General features: G+C 59.5%; 15 protein-coding genes, 1 tRNA gene and 2 pseudogenes. 10 read left to right on the top strand and 8 right to left on the bottom strand.

From position 1 onward, the window contains the following. Positions 1 to 100 precede the first annotated feature (100 nt). The 3 genes and pseudogenes from rutR to AGR2A_RS14010 all read left to right on the top strand — a co-directional run bounded on the left by rutR (position 101) and on the right by AGR2A_RS14010 (position 1599). Positions 101 to 742, top strand: coding sequence for an HTH-type transcriptional regulator RutR (gene rutR / locus AGR2A_RS14020; RefSeq protein WP_004443251.1), 642 nt, complete (start codon positions 101 to 103; stop codon positions 740 to 742). Positions 743 to 1007: 265 nt separating this feature from the next. Further along, positions 1008 to 1331 (top strand): annotated as a pseudogene (locus AGR2A_RS14015) (DUF2325 domain-containing protein); the annotation flags it as partial. Then, positions 1312 to 1599 carry a hypothetical protein gene (locus AGR2A_RS14010; RefSeq protein ID WP_072494757.1) on the top strand — a complete coding sequence of 96 codons (288 nt, stop codon included), beginning with the start codon at positions 1312 to 1314 and terminating at the stop codon, positions 1597 to 1599. The pseudogene AGR2A_RS14015 and the gene AGR2A_RS14010, both read left to right, overlap by 20 nt. Before the next feature lie 91 nt (positions 1600 to 1690). Here AGR2A_RS14010 and AGR2A_RS14005 read toward each other — a convergent pair whose 3' ends face one another. The 3 genes from AGR2A_RS14005 to uppO form a co-directional block, all read right to left on the bottom strand. Then, a complete protein-coding gene (locus tag AGR2A_RS14005; RefSeq protein ID WP_072494756.1) occupies positions 1691 to 2086 on the bottom strand; it encodes a DUF423 domain-containing protein in 396 nt (131 codons plus the stop codon). Then, positions 2083 to 2484 (bottom strand): group II truncated hemoglobin, encoded by a 402-nt coding sequence (locus AGR2A_RS14000; protein WP_072494755.1) that lies wholly within the window; start codon positions 2482 to 2484, stop codon positions 2083 to 2085. Before AGR2A_RS14000 ends, AGR2A_RS14005 begins: the two co-directional genes overlap by 4 nt. A 132-nt stretch (positions 2485 to 2616) precedes the next feature. Next, a complete protein-coding gene (gene uppO / locus AGR2A_RS13995; RefSeq protein WP_080822970.1) occupies positions 2617 to 4032 on the bottom strand; it encodes a polysaccharide biosynthesis phosphomannomutase UppO in 1416 nt (471 codons plus the stop codon). A gap of 257 nt (positions 4033 to 4289) precedes the next feature. Between uppO and uppM the strand changes: the two genes are divergently transcribed. Next, positions 4290 to 5912, top strand: coding sequence for a polysaccharide biosynthesis protein UppM (uppM, locus tag AGR2A_RS13990; protein ID WP_045532332.1), 1623 nt, complete (start codon positions 4290 to 4292; stop codon positions 5910 to 5912). A 20-nt stretch (positions 5913 to 5932) separates the two neighbouring features. On the opposite strand, the gene AGR2A_RS13985 is transcribed toward uppM, so the two are convergent. After that, a complete protein-coding gene (locus tag AGR2A_RS13985; RefSeq protein ID WP_003491679.1) occupies positions 5933 to 6142 on the bottom strand; it encodes a hypothetical protein in 210 nt (69 codons plus the stop codon). Positions 6143 to 6385: 243 nt separating this feature from the next. On the opposite strand from AGR2A_RS13985, the gene uppL reads away from it, so the two are divergent. Both uppL and AGR2A_RS13975 read left to right on the top strand, forming a co-directional pair. After that, positions 6386 to 7186 (top strand): polysaccharide biosynthesis UDP-hexose transferase UppL, encoded by an 801-nt coding sequence (gene uppL / locus AGR2A_RS13980; RefSeq protein WP_072494753.1) that lies wholly within the window; start codon positions 6386 to 6388, stop codon positions 7184 to 7186. 154 nt (positions 7187 to 7340) lie between these two features. Further along, positions 7341 to 7589: a hypothetical protein gene (locus tag AGR2A_RS13975; protein WP_072494752.1), complete on the top strand. Its 249-nt coding sequence runs from the start codon at positions 7341 to 7343 to the stop codon at positions 7587 to 7589. 21 nt (positions 7590 to 7610) lie between these two features. Here the strand turns inward: AGR2A_RS13975 and uppJ are convergent, their stop codons facing one another. Both uppJ and uppH read right to left on the bottom strand, forming a co-directional pair. Further along, complete coding sequence (uppJ, locus tag AGR2A_RS13970; RefSeq protein WP_072494751.1) at positions 7611 to 8555, bottom strand: polysaccharide biosynthesis UDP-hexose transferase UppJ; 945 nt, start codon at positions 8553 to 8555, stop codon at positions 7611 to 7613. A gap of 8 nt (positions 8556 to 8563) precedes the next feature. Then, positions 8564 to 9475 (bottom strand): polysaccharide biosynthesis endo-1,4-beta-xylanase UppH, encoded by a 912-nt coding sequence (uppH, locus tag AGR2A_RS13965; RefSeq protein ID WP_004443231.1) that lies wholly within the window; start codon positions 9473 to 9475, stop codon positions 8564 to 8566. A 275-nt stretch (positions 9476 to 9750) separates the two neighbouring features. Here uppH and uppI point away from each other — a divergent pair, with 275 nt between their 5' ends. Both uppI and uppG read left to right on the top strand, forming a co-directional pair. Continuing rightward, entirely contained in the window at positions 9751 to 10821 is a 1071-nt protein-coding gene (gene uppI, locus AGR2A_RS13960) for a polysaccharide biosynthesis UDP-hexose transferase UppI (protein WP_006699578.1), read from the top strand. Positions 10822 to 10823: 2 nt separating this feature from the next. Continuing rightward, positions 10824 to 11903: a polysaccharide biosynthesis glycosyltransferase UppG gene (uppG, locus tag AGR2A_RS13955; protein WP_072494750.1), complete on the top strand. Its 1080-nt coding sequence runs from the start codon at positions 10824 to 10826 to the stop codon at positions 11901 to 11903. A gap of 35 nt (positions 11904 to 11938) precedes the next feature. On the opposite strand, the gene AGR2A_RS13950 is transcribed toward uppG, so the two are convergent. After that, the gene (locus AGR2A_RS13950) at positions 11939 to 13009 is read right to left on the bottom strand and encodes a GNAT family N-acetyltransferase (protein ID WP_072494749.1); all 1071 of its coding nucleotides are present in this window, start codon (positions 13007 to 13009) and stop codon (positions 11939 to 11941) included. A gap of 534 nt (positions 13010 to 13543) precedes the next feature. Here AGR2A_RS13950 and uppW point away from each other — a divergent pair. Both uppW and AGR2A_RS13940 read left to right on the top strand, forming a co-directional pair. Continuing rightward, positions 13544 to 14920, top strand: a complete 1377-nt coding sequence (gene uppW / locus AGR2A_RS13945) for a Wzy-type polysaccharide biosynthesis protein UppW (RefSeq protein ID WP_072494748.1) — start codon at positions 13544 to 13546, stop codon at positions 14918 to 14920. Between the two features lie 470 nt (positions 14921 to 15390). Continuing rightward, positions 15391 to 17339, top strand: a pseudogene (locus tag AGR2A_RS13940) (methyl-accepting chemotaxis protein). 306 nt (positions 17340 to 17645) lie between these two features. Here AGR2A_RS13940 and AGR2A_RS13935 read toward each other — a convergent pair. Further along, positions 17646 to 17722: transfer RNA gene (locus tag AGR2A_RS13935), tRNA-Arg, on the bottom strand. Between the last annotated feature and the right edge of the window lie 387 nt (positions 17723 to 18109).

The following is an 18109-nucleotide window of genomic DNA, read 5'->3' as shown; positions in this document are numbered from 1 at the left end:
TTGTGACGAAACGCAGTAATTTTGCCTAAGCTATGAACGTCGATTATTTTTTAAGCATACTGTAGCGGCAATTGCATTGAAAAGAAACAGAGAGCTGAGAATGGCCATACCGCGCGCAGCGAAAACACAGAAGCGGACCCGCATTCAGGAGGAAAAGCAGGAAGCGATTCTTGAAGCCGCGCTCAGTGTTTTTTCCACGAATGGGTTCCGCGGCTCCACCATCGACCAGATTGCGGAAGCGGCCGGCATGTCAAAGCCGAATGTGCTTTATTACTTCCGCACCAAGGAGGCGATGCATCGTGCGCTGATCGAGCGGGTGCTGGACACGTGGCTCGACCCGCTGCGCGCTTTCGATGCCGAGGGTAATCCTGAAAGCGAGATCCGCTCCTATATTCGCCGCAAGCTGGAAATGTCGCGCGATTTCCCGCGCGAAAGCCGGCTGTTTGCGAACGAAATACTGCAGGGCGCGCCGCATATCGAGGATGAACTGAAGGGCCCGTTGAAACAGCTGGTGGATGAGAAGGCCGAGGTGATCCGCGCCTGGGTGAAGGCCGGGCGGATGGCCAAATGTGACCCTTACCACCTTATTTTCTCGATCTGGTCGACCACCCAGCACTATGCCGATTTCGATGTACAGGTGCGGGCGGTTCTAGGCGACAAGAATGGCGGCGAGGGACGTTTCGAAGACGCGGCCCGCCATCTGGAACAGCTTTTCATGGGCGGGTTGCGGATAAACGGCTGATCGGCCTGCTTCTCGCGATTATGTGATAAGCCCTCCGCATAAAAACATGAGGAAATTTATCACCTTTATACTTTACTCCAAAACTCATCTTTATTATGGTGCCGGCATCCCGAACGTCGGGGCCCGATATCGGGGTATCAAAAACCAACCGGCAGGTGAGGGAATGGCACGCAAGGAAAAGAAGAAGGCCGAACGTGGCGGCAAGCAGGGCAAAGGCGCTCCCCAGACCGAGCGGGACGTGGCCGAACAGCAGCTTTCCGGTCCGAAAAGCTTTCTTTATGTCGGCGGCCGTGACTGTCAGGTTGCCCATCTTCGCCAGATCGCCAGCAATTTCGGCGCCGAACTGATCCACCACGACGGCGGCCTGCGTGAGGCGGTGTCGCGCATCGATACCGTGCTTCCTTCCGTCGACTGCGTTTTCTGCCCGATCGACTGTATCAGCCACGATGCGTGTCTGCGGGTGAAGTCGGGTTGCAAGAAATTCGGCAAGACGTTCATTCCGCTGCGCAATGGCAGCAAATCCAGTCTGGAGCGGGCGCTGCAGACGATGAATGAACGGAGCCCCAGCGATGAGCGACGAGCGCAATAATTTTCCCGACGAGCACCGCACGGCGGACAGGCCGTGTGGTGTGGAACTGCACAAGATGGCAGAACAGGCGAGCGATCCGGCCACGACGGAATTTTATGACATCATCGGCGAACGCGAAAGACGCAGCCGCGCTGCCGGAAGCGGCGGCAATGTGGTGACCTTTCCTCATCAGCGCGCCCGCCAGCCGGGTGAAACGACGGCCTTTCAAACAGGTATGGCGGCTGAAAAAGGCCGCAACATTCTGCCGTTTCGCTGGACGCGTGGTTAGCGTTAAATCCTTGCCGAGAGGGCAAGATGGCGCCACGTGTGAGCGAAGCTCCGCTCGCACTCCGGGTCACGATGCAGATGCCCTAAAACAATCAGCCTTTCGGCTTCAGAAACGCTCCCGCGCACAACACCAGCCAACCCGCGATCATGCCGATGCCGCCCAGGGGCGCAGCGTAAGGAAACAGGCTATGGCCGGAAAAATGCCTGATAACGAGATCGCCGGCGAAGATCGCCGTGCCGAGACCGAGGATCAAGCCCGCCGGAATGGCGGTCCTGATGCGATCCGCACCGATATGGAGCGCGATAAGAACCGGCGCATGCGCCAGCGCCATGGCGGAAGCATTACCGAGCATATAGGTTTCGCCGGTATGGGTGGCAGCGGCGGCAAGCATGACGCCGGCAGCACCCAGCAGGCTGCCAAGCAACAGAATGAAGGCCCGTAATCTGGCCCCGGGCACGGTCGCTATGGTCGCGTTCTGCGTGTTCATTGGCTGTCCGCCTCCCGGTTCTGCATGTGAAAGGCGAGCCTCTCGATCGGGGGCCAGATGATGTCGCGCAGCTTCGGGTTTTCGATCGTCTCCTCCATGGCGCGGCGGAAGCAGAGCAGCCATTCATCCCGCTCGGCAGGGCCGATGGGGGCGACGAAATGGCGGCGGCGCAGCATCGGGTGGCCGTGCTTCTCGACGTAGACCGGCGGTCCGCCAAGATATCCGGTCAGGTAATCGTAGAACTTCGCTTCGCTGCCGGAAAGATCGGCCGGATGGATGGCGCGGCAGCGGGCTGCTTCCGGCAGGGTATCCATCAGTTGATAGAAGCGCCGGGTGAGCGCCCTGACCGTCGCATCGCCACCGATCGCTTCATAAAGGGTAATGGTCTCGCCGCTCATAATCCGCCTCTTGTGGCCCTCCGGTCCTTATCGCTCCGTGGAGCCGGAAGAGCAACAGGGCACGGGCGGGGTGCGACATTTGGGACAGGTCAAACAGGAAAGATGCCGGGCAAGCCCGGCATCCTGCGAACATCACCCGAAATTACGGATGAGATCGAGCCCCTTGTTCAGCAGCGTTTCGGCCTCGTCCTGGTTGGCTGCCTCGACGTAGCAGCGCATTTCCGGAGCATTGCCGGAAGGGCGGAAGTGGATGGTGCTGCCATCGGTCAGTGCCACGCGCAGGCCGTCAATGTCGCTCAGCGCTTTGACGGTGCCCACCGGGGCGAGGAAGGCCTCGAGATTGGTCCGTGAGGCGCGCAGATGGGTCATCAGGGCGGCGCTTTTTTCCTGGGCGAAATTTTCCAGGCGGTCGGCCGCGGCCACCGGCAGATTATAGGCGGCGGCGATCTGCGACAGCGGTTTTTTCTGTTCTGCGGAGAGAAGCAGTACGGCGAGGATCGGGAGGAAGCTGTCACGCGTCGGCAGCGGTGAAAGCGGCCTGCCGTTGAGCGTGAAGGCCGATGCCGTCAGCAGGCCGCCATTGGCTTCAAAGCCCATGACGCCATTCTTGCCGGCGGCGAGCGCCTCTGCCATGCCGGCGATGACGAAAGGCGAGCCGACTTTGGTGCGGATGACTTCGAAGGAGCCGCTCGCCTCGATGCCGGAATTGGAGGTGACGGGGGTGACGACCACGCCGGCATCGAGGAAATTGGCGGTGATGAGGCCGATGAGGTCGCCGCGCAACGGCACGCCGTTTTCATCGGTCAGCAGCGGACGGTCGCCGTCGCCATCGGCGGAAACAATGGCGTCGAGACTGTGCTCAGGAGCCCATTTTTTGAGAAGCGAAAGCGTCTCCGGCGAGACCGCCTCCGTATCGACGGGGATGAAGGTCTCCGAGCGGCCGAGCGGAACGACATCGGCGCCGTAATGGGCGAGAACGTCGACAAAGAGATCGCGCGCCACCGTGCTATGCTGGTAAACACCGATCTTGAGGCCTGAGAGAGCCTTTTCCGGCAGCAGCGCGATGTTGCGCTCGTAGAATAGTTCGGCTGCGATGGCGGAATGGTCTTCGGCAGTCGCCGTTTCGTCGCTGATGCCTTCCGCTTCGATTTCGGCGGCGAGGGCTGCGATGGCCGTCTCGTCCTGCTTGTCGATTTCGCCATCCGGGCGGTAGAACTTGATGCCGTTGCGGTCGGCCGGGATGTGGGAGCCCGTGATCATCAGCGCGCCCGCCTTCAGCGACAGAGCATAAAGCGCCAGAGCCGGGGTGGGCACCGTGCCGCAATCGAACGGCGTGAGGCCTGCCTTTTTCAACGCCGCGATGCAGGTGGCGGACACATCGGGGCTCGAATCGCGGAAATCGCGGCCAACGAGAATGGGGTCGCCCGCCTTTGCCTGGCCCGATGTGAGAAGGTGCCTCGCAAATGCCGTGGCATAGACGGCCGACGCTTTTCCTTTCAGATCGACGGAGAGGCCACGAAGGCCGCTCGTTCCAAATTTCAGGCTCATTCTCAACTCCGCTTCCGTAAAATCCTTGAGGGCCAAATGGATAGTTCAAAAATGTAACGCTTGAAAGAACCGTATCGATCCATTCACGTCAATCCTCCCCTTCCCTGGAGGCCGCGAATAGGCGATGATGACGGCAATGATGCGGGTAACCTAAAATTCACCCGTCATATTTAAACTTGTCCGTCGATAGCGGCTATGGCGACGATGAGGATCATCGGTTGCCGGCTTTTTTTGGTTCGTTCGAGTTGGATTGGCTGATGTACAGGCTTCAAAAGGCGGGACATAAGCAGGTACGTCCGCTCGATGAAAAAACGGCGCCGGCCGCGAAAACTCATGGTTCCCTGCTGGATGATCTGGTGGATGACGACGAGGTTTTCGAGCGCACGGTGCTGAAAGAGCATCTCGAGCCGAAACCGGCCGCGGCTGCCGTCGAGCCCGCTCCGGCCGCGAGACCGGTGAAGGCGTCGTCGCCCAGCGGAAGTCTGGCCGCAGCATTGCCGGGCCTCAGCCATATCGACAGGATCGGCGTTGACGACGTCCTCATCTGGCTTCGCAGGGGCATCGTCTGGATCGTTCTGGCAATCATTCTCTGCGTCGCGGCTGCACTCAGCTATGCGTATATGACGCCGCCACGCTACACGGCCTATACGGATATCGTCGTCAATCCCTCCAATCTCAACGTTGTCAACGACGGCGTGTTCTCGCCGAACCAGCAGCGTGACACGCAGATTCTCGAAGTCGAAAGCAAGCTGCGCACGATCACGTCGCGCAACGTGCTGGCGCGGGTGGTGGAGGAACTGAAGCTCGATCAGGATCCGGAATTCATCAGCCCGCCGCCGCTCGCCCGGCTGAAGGCGATGTTTTCATCCAGGCCGGAAGATGGCGACAACCGGCTCGGTGCACTCCGCTCCCTCGGCGACCGGGTCGCAGCGGAACGCGACCCACGCTCCTTCGTGGTGACGCTTTCCGTCTGGACCAATGATGCCGACAAATCCGTGACGGTCTCAAAGGCCATCGTGAAGGCGTTTGAGACCGAGCTGTTCCAGACGACCTCCGACAGCAGCCAGCGTGTCGTCGACGATCTCAGGAAGCGGCTTGAGGAAATGCGCGAGAATGTTACTGCGGCTGAAAAGCGGGTGGCCGATTTCCGTCGCGAAAACGGCCTGCAGGAGAATAATGGCCAGCTTGTCAGCAACCTGGCCTCCGGTGAGCTCAATGCACAGGTTCTCGCGGCCCAGCAGCGCGTCATCCAGGAAGAATCCCGGCTGAAGCAGATGGAGGCGGCAATCGCGCAGAACCGCACGCAAAGCGATGCGATTTTCGATAGCCAGACCATGAACACGATCCGGGCGCAATACAGCACCCTGCAGCAGCAGATCGGAGCCATGACGCTGACTTACGGCGCGCGTCATCCGCGGCTGGCGACTGCAGGTGCGGAACGGGCCATGCTGGAACGCGGCATGGCCGACGAGGCGCGGCGCATTTTGCAGGCAGCAAAGACAAATGTCGCCGAAGCGCGCTCCTCGCTCGATGCCCTGCGACTGAAAGCCGTGGCGGAGCGTGCCAATGTCTTCACCGATAACGAAGCGCAGGTGCGGCTGAGGGATCTTGAGCGCGACGCCCGCTCGGCAGCGGCGATCTATGAGACCTATCTTACCCGGTCACGCCAGCTCGCCGAACAGCAATCGATCGATTCCACCAATGTCCGCGTTATTTCGCAGCCGGTTGCGCCGAACTCCAGAAGCTGGCCGCCGGGCAAGCTGGTCTTCCTCGTCGCTGGCGGCGCGGGTGGCCTGTTTCTCGGCCTCGCCATTGCGATCGCACTCGGGCTGTGGGGTTATCTGCGCCGGGACGATCATGCGGAAGCCGCGGCGCGTTAAATCTGGGACCCCGCGCCGACTTATTCTTCCGAGATCAGGCCATCATAAACTTCAAGGAGAGCGGCGGCGATGGCCGCACCCAGCGCATTGCCGGCATCGCGAATGCCTGCCTCGTCGCCATCACGGACGGAAACGGCGAGATCGGACGCCTCGTTGGCAACGATTTCCTTCGCACGTTCTATTGCCCAGAGGCCGAAATCGCCGCGGTTGTCGATTGAAATGGTTTCCATGGCCGGGACCTTTGTCATTGATGTTTCCGTCCATTAAACCATCGGACGCCAAACGGGAATAGGCGAGGGGAAGGTCATTCAACCAGCGGGCGTGCAATTTCCCCGCCTCAAGCGGCGGATTTATAAAAATATTAATGATAGTTCTTCGTAGTGTTTGAAGCCTTCTATTTTATGCATATGCGTGCCCATAACAATGAAACGATGCCTATCTTGGACGCCGGACAGATTATGACAGGGAGAGAGATGCCGCAGACGGAGGAGACTGGTCATTCCTGGCCGGTCATTTCTCTTGCGTCCCTACCCATTACTGACGCAACCATCGATGAAACCGCGCGGGATTTCATCCTGCGTGCAACGACGGAGCGTGCGCCGGGTGCAAGGCCGTTTTATTCGACATCCGCAAACGGTCAGGTCATCGCGCTCTGCCACCACGACCGCGAATTCGACGCCATGCTGCGGCAGGCGGACCAGATTCACGCCGACGGCATGTCGCTGGTGATCTTCTCACGCAAGTTCTGTGCCCGGGCGTTGAGAGAACGGGTTGCAACGACGGATCTCGTCCATGCGGTGGCCAAGCGCGCCGAAGAGACGGGCAGCCGGTTTTATTTCCTTGGCGGTTCCGAAGAGGTGAACCGTGCGGCGGTCGAGGAAATGCAGAGGCTTTATCCGCGCCTCGTCTTTTCGGGACGCCATAATGGTTATTTCAGCCCGGGTCGCGGGGACGAAATCATTGCCGATATTGTCGCCTCGAAGACCGATATTCTTTGGGTCGGCTTCGGCATTCCGCTCGAGCAGCGCTTCGTTTCGCGTAATCTGGACAGGCTTTCCGGCGTCGCCGTGATCAAGACCTGCGGCGGCCTTTTTGATTTCATTGCCGGCAAGAACAGCCGGGCGCCGCAGTGGATGCAGGATATGGGGCTGGAATGGCTCTACCGGGCGATGCTTGAGCCGAAGCGTCTTGGAAAACGTTACCTGCTGACCAATCCGATCGCCATATATTCGCTGCTGAAGTATCGCTTTGGCGCTTCGGGGCAGAACCGCTAGATCATTGCGCCGTCTTGCCCGATAAATGTAAGGTTTTTCTAACTTATTGAATCAGCGCGCTGCGGCGCCGAAACCCGTTGCAACTGCGAACGGCTGCGCTACACTGCACAAATATTACAAATTTATTCGAATCAGAGATATTTCGAGGCCATCAATGGTGATTACGTCCATTTCTCTTTTCATATATGGAATTGGCACCGTTACCTCTCTCGCCATGACCTATATTGAAGGCGCCCGCCGCGACAAGAACTGGGATTTTTATCGGGTAACCGGCATTGTCCTTTGTTTTTTCTGGCCGGTGCTCGTGCCGCTTCTCGTACTTGCGACGGCCTTTTCGTCTTTCGGTTTGCAGAAGCGGCCCGCGAACCCGATGCCGTTCGGCAGGCAAAAGACACTGGGTTAACCGTGACGGGAAGATCGGGCGTCAGCTCTTCTTCGCCGGCGCCTTATAGGGGGTGAGCGTGATGCCGAGGCTCGCCATTACCCGGCCCACGGACATGAGGGGCGGATGGGTGGCGGGCAGCAGCGAACCGGTTTTCAGCAATGCGGAAACGGCACGGAAGAGCGACAGGCACAGGCTGACGGCATTTTTGGCGGCGAGCAGCAGTCCGCCCTTCAGGCCGGGGCGGCGGGCGCGATCGATGCTGTAATTGATGATGCCGGTCCGGAGCGAGCGCTCCATGATCCAGCGCGGCGCCATGCGGCTTTCCGGCACGTATTCGATGATGAGGGCGTTCGCATTCCATGCGAATTTGAAACCGGCCTTGCGGCAGCGTGTGAAGAAATCCATGTCGCCGCCGCCGAGGAAGTTGAACCGCACGTCGAATTCCGGCTTCGGCAAGGTTTCGAACACTCGCCGTGAAATCAGGCAATTGCCCGAGCCGTGGATCTGGTCGAGCGGGCCGGTCGGTGCTTCTATGGAACCGAACAGCGGATGCGAAAGAACCGCCCTGGAAGCCGGGGCGTCGAATTCGCGATTGACGGGTCCGCCGACGATATCGGCGTCGAAGGATTTCGCCGCCGAGACCATTTGCCCAAGCCAGACGGGGGAGGCGGCCTCGTCGTCATCGATCATCAGAAACCATTGCGCCGAAGGATAGCTCTGCCGGGCGGTGCGGAACGCCGTGTTGATGGCGTAACAATTGCCCTGCGTCGGTTCTACCAGGGCCAGCCCAGCCATGTCGTTTTCGGCAAAAAAGGCGCGCGCAACAGCGAGACCCTGCTGGCCTGCACCATCATTATCGACCACGACGACCGCGAAGGGAAAATCGACCTTCTGAGCTGCAAGCGATGCAAGTGTCTTCTTCAGGCCTTCCGGCCGGCGGAAACTGGGGATGCACACCACCGCTTCCGGCATGATCTCGGACATGGAAACTCCTAAATTCCGGCAAGTGCTGCGGCGGAAAAAACGACGGCCCGGAGGCTCTGGCGCGGGCGATGGATGACGGTGTCGGCCAGTGCCGAAAAGGCTTCCCGGTAGCGGCGGGCACGAAACGCCTGGGCAACGGTATAGGCGTTCATATGGTTTTCGGATTTGCGGCGAAGCCGTCCGAGCTCCTGCGGGGGTATGGCTGCGACGATGGCGGGATCGGAAAACACGGCTTCGATTGCCGGTTCGCAATCGCGGAAGGTCAAGAGCCGGTTCATCATAACGCTCGTCCGGTGAACCCGATAATCGAGGACGTGGCGGCCGGGAAGATAAACAAAGCGGCCCGCGGCGGCCAGCCTGCACCAGCCGTACCAGTCTTCCGCATACCGCAGGGTCTCGTCGAAACCGCCGAAATCCTGGAAGATTCGGGTTCTGACCAGCATGATGCCGCCATTGACGATGAAGTTTCCGCCGAGCAGCGGCCGAAGGATGAAGCCGTCAGGCTTTTCGCGGCGACGGATGAGGTTGCGACGGCCGATCTTTGCACCGTTTTCATCGATACGCTCGTAATCGCCATAAACGGCAACGACATCCGGGCCGGTGACGCCGGCGCAAAGCGCCGCGACGGCGCCAGGCTTCAGGCGGTCATCTGCATCGAGAAACATCGTCCACTCGCCACGTGCCTGCGAAAGACCGAAATTGCGAACCGCGGAAACGCCCTGCCGTCCCTGCGGCCGGGCAAGCAGTTTAACGCGCGGATCGGAAAAACCCTGCACCTTTTGCGCCGTGCTATCAGTGGAACCGTCATCAACCACCAGCACCTCGCAGACGGTTTTGCCCTGAAGCAATGCGCTTTCGATCGCTTCCACGATGTAACGCTCGCCATTGCGAACGGGGATGACAATCGAAACGGATATCAAGCTTTAAACTCCGTGAGGCATGGGCCAAGAATTCGCATGGCGAAGTTACTACCGGATTAAGCGGCGCTGGCCAATTATGACGTGGTATAGCGGCGGTTAACCTTGCAAATCTTTAATATCCTTTTGGCATGATCAGAATGTTATGTTTTGAGAATGGAGCGTGCCGGGTCCATCCGGATGTGCGGAAACGCTCCGACATTTTGGGCTGCGCATCGTTGCTGGCGAAAATCGATCCCGGTTTTCCCTCGATGCGCCGGGGTTGTGGAGGCGGATGAATGCGGATCGGGCGGCGGAATTTTCTGGGCGGTGCGGCAAGCGCGGGCCTTTTGCACGCCGTGACCGGCACGGCCTCTGCCGCGCAGAAAAAAACCTCGACCAAAACCGCCCCTTACGGCGCGGCCATTTATCTGCCTGACCTCACCGCCGATAGCCGCATCGGCGAGGCGATCGTGAAATATTGCTCGCGCATCACCCCCGTGACTGAAATGAAATGGGAGGTCATGCGGCCATCGGAAGCGGTGTTCGATTTTGCGCCCGCCGATGCACTCGCCAACTTCGCGCGCCAGCACAAGCTTTCCATGCATGGCCATCCGCTGATCTGGTACGCCTCAAATGCCCCCTGGATTGCCGGCATCGGTGGCAGCGGCAAGGTCGAGAAGCTGATGGAAACCCATATCGTCAAGGTGATGGAGCGTTACGGGGATGTGGTCCATAGCTGGGACGTGGTGAACGAACCGATCCCGGATGTTCCCGGCAATGTGCGCGCCCGGCGTGACGCCTGGTATTACGGCGCCGGGCCGGACGCCATCAAGAAGGCCTTCGATATCGCACATCAGGTCGATCCGAAAGCGCAGCTCGTTCTCAATGAATATGACGTGGAATTCGCGGTCGAAAAATCGCCGGCCAAGCGCGAGGCGTTCCGCAATCTCATTCTCGAGCTTCTTGAAAAAGGGGCGCCCATCAATGCCATCGGTCTGCAGGGGCACCTGCGCGGCGGCTGGCCGATCGCCAAGGACGAGCTTGCCGCCTTCGTGACGGAAATGCGCGGTTACGGCCTTGCCGTTCTGGTGACGGAGCTTGATGTGATGGACCAGACGCTGCCCGGTCCGGAAGCGGAACGCGATTTACTGATCAACGGTCAGGTCCGGGATTTTCTTGAGGCGGCCTCGGCCGGCGGCCCGCTTTCCTCGATCACCACATGGGGTATTTCGGACCAGTATACCTGGATCCGCTGGGCCTATCCGCGTCGTGACGGCACGGCGAACCGGCCGTTGCCGCTCGACTGGAGCTTCAACGAAAAACCCATGATGGCCATCATCAATGAATTCCGGAACCGTGGTGCGTGACTATGAATGCTGAAATGCCGCTTCCTCCCGTCCAGAAAGCGCTGCAGGTCAATCTGCATCCCTTCGACGCTCCGCATGCCGCATTGACGTTGCCGCATCAGCTACGGGTCTGGGGCGGACAGGTGGACCGCATTCTGCTGACTGTCGATACCGGCCAGGTGGGGGCGGGTCGCTACAAGGGCAAAGGCTTCGAAGCGTCGCGCAAACGACTTTTCGACATGCTGGAGGAAATGCAGATCAACTATCCGCATCTCGTCGTCGATATCGTCGATTACAGCGATGAGGCGCGCAAGGCGGTGTCCGAGACCTTCTTTTCCCGGTCGGCGGTTCCCTATCCCGCCAAGGCTTTCGACGGCGGTCCTTTCCACGTCTATTTCCACGGTCTTAAACGGGCCAACGCCCGTTACGTGCTGCACATGGACAGCGACATGATGTTTGGCGGCGGCAGCCAGAGCTGGTTTTCCGAGGCGATCGCGCTGCAGAAAGCCAATCCGGATGCGCTGTGCATCACGCCGTTTTCCGGGCCGCCGACAGTGCGGGGCGATCTCGATATTTCCCGCCATGTCGGCATGCCCGGCGTGAAGAACATTCCCGAGCCGCGCAAGTTGCCGTCGCGTATTCCCACCTGGCGCTTCGCCACCGTTTCCACACGTCTTTTCATGATCGACATGGAACGCTTCGCCAAGCGGATCGGTTCGCTGGAACTGCTCAGGCCCGATGTCAAACGGCGCATCCGCTCCTATGCCTATAATCAGCAGCCCGTCTCGATGCCTGCTGAGGAGGTGTTGAGCACCAACATGATGCGCAGCGGCGTCTACAGGCTGGATTTTCTCGGTACGGGTAAAGGCATGTATTCACTGCACCCGCCTTATCGCTCGCCGGAATTCTATTCGGCGCTCGCTTCCATCGTCGAGCGGATCGAAAAGGGCGATATACCCGAAGGTCAGCTCGGCGATTTCGATATCAACGGATCGATGGTGGACTGGACCAGCGCGCTGGCGGCCAAGACACGCCCCAAACGTTACGCGAAGGCCCTGCGCCATCTGATATCGGCCAATGTGGGGCGTTTTACCAAGGCTTGAGGCGGCGGCCCGGCTGGTGCCGGTCTGCGCGGGCCTCAATAATCGGTGATGAGTTTGCTCCAGCTCTCCGAGCATAGTCCGCCTATATAGATATCCCCGGCCAGCGCCCTTTCCCTCAGCAGATCGTCCCGGGTGGCCATGCAGAAATATCCGTCATGGCGGAAGCTCATGTGGTTCTGGCGGTAAAGCGCGTTGATCAGAAAGGGCTGCGCCATGCCAGTGACATGGGCGTAATTCTCACCGTCAAAATGGTGGAACAGTGTGTTGAGGACATCGTTTTCTCGGCCGGCATCACAGACGAGATTGAGCACATAGGCGGTTCGCGCCGGCTGGCCGAAAAACAGGGCGGCTCCCATGACATGACCTTCGGCCGTCTCGATCGTCAGGCTTTTCAGTTCGCCCAGGCTCTCATTCGTCCTGCTCATGCCGATCAGCCAGTGAAATTCGTCATGGGACCATTCCGGGCGGACGGAAAAACGCTCGATCATCGGCAGCGCTGCGCGGCGGAAGGTTTCGAAATCCACTTCTTTTACCCTGGCGCCCGGAGCCTGCTGCGGCCTTAGGCCTTTTTTCCATTTGCGCAGGACGCCGTCCACGAAGCCGAGCGCTGCCAGGGCAAGCGTTGTCTTGGCCAGTTTCGAACGGCGCGGCATGCGCAGTGCGATGGTTGAGAAGGGCTTCAGCGCCTTGTGCCATTGCAGGCTTTCGATGGGCAGCATGTTGCCGCCGATCGCAACCCAATGGTCGGCGCTGACAGGCGAGGCTGTATCCGAAAACAGCATGTCGTGTTTCGATGCCCGCATGCCGCGCGACAGGCGCGCGGCCCCGAGTGCGCCAAGTTTTCCATCCGACGCGAAAGCACAGAGCAGGCGCGCCGTGACGGTTCTTCCATTGGCGACAAACCGCATGGGCACGGCCAGAATGACGCTTGTCACGCCATTCTCTCCCGCATCGTAAACCACGCTGCCGTAATCCGGATCAAAAACGGGGCTGCTGAAGAACAACGTCTCTACATAGGAGCGAAAATCGAAGCTCGTCGTGGGCCCTGTCTTCCTGAATGCGCTGTTCAGCACCCGCTCGACAGCCGGCACGTCGTCCCTGCGCATGGGGCGGACGCCGGTTGAGCTTTGCGGCGCCGGGCATCGCGTCAACTGACCGTTATCGCTATCGTCCATCCTGGTGTGCCTCGGAACGTCCACCCTGGGTCTCCAGCCTATGCGCATTTACGAAATCAACCCAAAGATATATCTTGAGTTGTTAATATACGCTAAATAGAGTATCTGCTGGCTGCGTGAGTATACCTCCGGCATGCGAAGACGGTTCTCTTGTCGTGCAAGTAGAGGCGGGCTTTCCGGCCAGGAGTTTCGTGGTAAATATTAAGGAAATCAGCGCATTAAATTTTCGATGCGAAGTTAACGCCTGAGAGCCGTTCTTCAGGGCGCAGCTTCTTTCCCGGCAGTCCTTCTCCGTTTCTAACCCTTTGACCTCGTTCCGGAAGCGCGGTCGGAAATGACAGAATTACTATTCTTCCGTGCATTATATATAACTAAAAAATAGGATTTTGGGAGGATATTCGGGTAACCGGATGAAGCATCGGACGGGATGCGGAGGCGGTGGAAAGAGGAAGAGAAAAACCCCTTATGGATGCACCGCATGACGGACAGGGGCGTGGCTACTGGCGGGACGCATTGTTTTATGTGACGTTCCTGTACTTCACAGTCGGTTTTTCGCCCTATATCTCGCTCTCCTCCACCTATCTGGGGTCCGCCATGGCGGCCGGGTCCAACCTGCTCAACCAGCTCACCGCAGTCATCCTGCTCTGCAGTTTTGTGGCATTCATGGCCAGGGAGCGCTCGTTCTCCATCATCCTTGCGCCGCGCCTGCTGACAGCGGCAATTTTCGGCTGGTTTGCCTTGACCTCGCTTCTCGGTGAAGCACCATCGTTTTCTCTACGTCGGCTTGTCATGTGCGCCATCATCTGCGTGCTCGCCGGCGGGTTCCTGCAGCTGCCGCGCACCGAGCGGCATTTCACCACGCTGCTCGCCACCTGCGTCCTCATCATATTATTCATGTGTTATTTCGGCGTCGTCGCCCTGCCTTCGCGGTCCATTCACCTGGCAAGCGATGCGCTGGAGCCGCTGCTGGCCGGCAACTGGCGCGGGGTCTTCCAGCACAAGAACGAGGCCGCATCGGTCATGGCGGTGCTGATCATCGTGTCGATTTATCTTTGCAGGCGCTGGTCCTTCATCGGCGGCCTCTCGGTGCTGCTGCTGTCGGTTTTCTTCCTGGTCAAGACAGGTGGCAAGACGGTGCTTGGCCTGATGCCGATCATCGTGGCAACCGGCTGGTTCATCGTTCGCTGGCCCCGGTGGCGTTATATGGTCGTGACCCTGCTTCTTTTGTTCTGCGCGGCCGTGACCGTGGGCACCACGGTAGACCCGGTGTTTTCACAGATGCTGACGAAAATGGGCATCGACGCCAGCTTTACGGGCCGAACCGATATCTGGGCTGTCGCCATCGATTACATCCGCAAAAGCCCGATCCTCGGATATGGCTACCAGGCCTTCTGGCGCAGCGATACGCTGATGTCGAGCTTCACCGAGGACAATAGCTGGGCGACCACCGCGCCGGCTTCCCATAGCGGCTATTTCGACCTGCTGCTGGAAGGTGGCGTGCCGGGGCTTGTTCTGGTGCTGATATGGATTTATCTGCTGCCGCTCCACAATCTCGGCAAAATGGACAGCGCCACGCGCAACAGTCCGTTGACGCGGCTTTATGTCGGCGTCTGGCTTTACGTCCTGCTATACGGCTTTCTGGAAACCCTGTTTCTTCTGAGCGCGGGTTTCGTCTGGTTTTTCCTGCTCGTCGCGATGATGGGCCTGCATCTGCAGGCCCATGCCAGCCTCGTCGAGGAAGAGGCGGAGCGGGAACCCGGCCAGTCCGGCGGCCCCGTGCGCAGTGTAGCGAAGCCGGGCGGGCCGCCTGCCGCACAACCGCAGGTCCTGCATTCCCGTTGACGGTTCGAGATGCGCCGCCACCGCCGGCCGCGCTGCGGTCGGGTAATGATGCAAGATCACTGCTCCATACTGGTTCCATCATTTGACGTCGCGGGCAGCAGCTGAACCGCGAATCCCTGTCGGTACCTGCAATTTTTCGGCGTGAAGAAATTATAAAGTTTTTGATCATAATTATTTTGCGATAAAAGGAATCGCGAGCAGCCATCGATCGGCTCTGCTCAGCTTTTCCTCAAGATGCGGCCTGGCGCCTGGCCTTTCAGGGGCGCCATGCCACGGGGGGAGACGACCTGTGCGTATTGCAGGGACAGGCCCGGACTTTCTTCGGCGTATGCATGATGCAGAGGCAATCCCAGCCGATGATGCGGCTATCGAAGCCCTGATGACCGGGGTCCTCGACGTGCCATGCCAGCCTTGCCGAACACCTCCTGTGGCACGGGGAAGGAGCGGTTTTTTCATGACGTGAGGTTTCCGTGTCCTTTCTTCAGAACGCCAGCATCCGCACCAAAATTCTTTCCCTCATTCTGCCGATCTGCATCGTCGGTCTTGGCGCCACCGGCTTCATGTCCGACCGCTATAAGCACGCGGACACGGCCTATTCCGATTTCTCGCCAAAGACAACGCAGCCCTGGTGGAGCTTGCCCGTGCGAACCGCAACCTGCAGGCCATGGCCTATGGTGCGTATCAGATCATGGCTTATGACACCAATAGCCCTGACTTCAAGATCGTGAAGCAGGGATATGCGGGGGACAGGGCAGAGGTGGTAACGCGCCTGGATGATGTCAAAGCCATTTTTCCGGAAGAGACAGCAGCACTCGACAGGCTGTTGCGAGACGTCAAGGCCATTATCGCCATCACGGACAAGGCCGTGGAATTCGGTTCGGCCAACCGCAACCAGGAATCCGCCGCGGAGCTTCTAAAGGCTGACGTCGCCATGCGCGCTACGGGCGCCGACATCGCCAATCTTCTTGACAAGCTTGCCAAGGGTGTCGCCAAGGGAAGCGACGATCTGAGCGATCAGACCAATTCGACCATCCTGACCTCGCTGATGGCTGTCGGCGTTGCTTTCGCGACCGGCATTATTCTGGCGCTTTTCGTGGCTTCACGCGGCATCACCACGCCGATTGCCCGGCTGCGCGAGCGCATGGTCGCGCTGGCCGCCGGTGAAACGACTGCGGAAATCGACGGAATGGCACGCAAAGACGAAGTCGGCCAGATGGCGCAGGCGGTTCAGGTCTTCCGCGAAAATGCCATCGAGCGCATTCGTCTCGAGCGGGAAACCGAAGCGAACCGCAGCCTGTCGGAACAGGATCGGATCGAACGTGAGCAGCAGAAGGCGAAGGAAGCGGCCGACGTCAAATTCGCCGTCGACAACCTCGCTGCCGGTCTCTCGAAACTCTCCGACGGCGATGTCTCCTACCGCATCCGCGAGCCGTTCACGACAACGCTCGATACCGTGCGCAACGATTTCAACACATCGGCGGAAAAGCTGCAGGCAGCCCTGACCCGTGTTGCGCAGAACGCCAACGGCATCGGCGCGGGGGCAAACGAAATCAAATCGGCCGCCGACGATCTGGCGAGACGGACCGAACAGCAAGCGGCGGCCGTGGAGGAAACCGCGGCGGCCCTGGAGGAGATCACCACGACCGTGCGGGATTCCACCAAACGCGCGCAGGAGGCGGGCCTGATCGTCAGTCGCGCCAAGGCGGGCGCGGAACAATCTGGCGAAGTGGTGCGCCGCGCCGTGGTCGCCATGGAGCAGATCGCCAATTCTGCCAATGAAATCAGCAATATCATCGGGGTGATCGATGAGATCGCCTTCCAGACAAACCTGCTTGCCCTGAATGCCGGCGTGGAGGCCGCCCGCGCCGGTGAGGCCGGCAAGGGCTTCGCCGTCGTGGCCCAGGAGGTGCGCGAGCTTGCGCAACGCTCCGCCCATGCTGCCAAGGAGATCAAGGCGCTGATCACCACCTCGAACGATCAGGTGCAGCAGGGCGTGCAGCTGGTGGGTGACACCGGCAAGGCGCTGGTGACGATCGTATCCGAAGTGCAGGAAATCAACCGCCACGTGGTTTCCATCGTGGAGGCTGCGCAGGAGCAGTCCTCGGGCCTGCAGCAGATCAACACCGCGGTCAACCAGATGGATCAGGACACCCAGAAAAACGCGGCGATGGTCGAAGAAACCAATGCCGCAAGCCACAGCCTGGCCAAGGAGGTGGCCTCTCTCAACCAGTTGCTGTCGCAATTCCGCCTCGGCGACAGCGCCTATCAGCCGCAGAGCCAGCCCGCGCCGGTGCGCACCGCCGCCGGCGGCGAAAGACCGGTGGCATCACCCGTGCGTGCGCTCGGCCACAAGCTCGCTGCCGCCTTCGCGGGCAATGCCGCCCTCGACACATCGAGAGACGAATGGCGTGAGTTTTGATCCTGCGACTTCATTCGCCTAAAACCAGCGCCCGGTGGTTCTGACCACCGGGCGGCTTTTTGCGTCGGGTTTGTCGAAGAACGGATAGCTTATCTCAGACCACCACTGATCCGCCGCCGCCAGCCTCGCCCATCGCCTTCAACGCTTCAGCAATATCGATCGGGACGGAGTCTAGCGGCGTTTTCGGGGAAGACTGTTGCGACGCGCAATTGTCCTAGCGGATGCGGCAACGCCATACATGCTTTCCGTAGGCTTCCGTCAAAAAAACGAAGAGTCGCAATCCGGGGTGATACGTTCTGCGAAAAATGGCGCACCCGACAGGATTCGAACCTGTGACCTTTGGAATCGGAATCCAACACTCTATCCAGCTGAGCTACGGGTGCAGCGGCCACGCTTGAATCGCGTGCAGCGGTTGGTTCATACCCTAGCTTTCTTTCCGCATCAATGACTAAAAATCCAAGATTTGCGAAACCTTGCCAGTTTTCGAGACCGCAGGGTGAAGAGGGCCGGAAGTGCGGGCGTGCGGTTTTTGGGCGTCTTTGCGCGCGGGACTGCGTCGTTTGGCGTCCCAGGTCTTGCGGAAATCGATTTCACTTATAAGTAGTAGCTTGTCACGGGTCCCGCATGCAGTTTCAGCATGTTCATCCGTCGTGGACCGGAGTGCCCGTATGCCTGCCAGACAAGGGTGGCTGCGCGGTTCCGGCCCCTCAAAATTGGCGGGTATATAGTCATGCTTTCGTCGTAGATTTTGTCGCCAGATGGCGGGCAGC

This window comes from Agrobacterium genomosp. 2 str. CFBP 5494, from assembly GCF_900013495.1.
GTDB classification, from domain to species: Bacteria; Pseudomonadota; Alphaproteobacteria; order Rhizobiales; family Rhizobiaceae; genus Agrobacterium; species Agrobacterium pusense.
The sequence above is the reverse complement of the archived record's forward strand: the minus strand, read 5'-3'. Positions and strand labels throughout refer to the sequence as shown.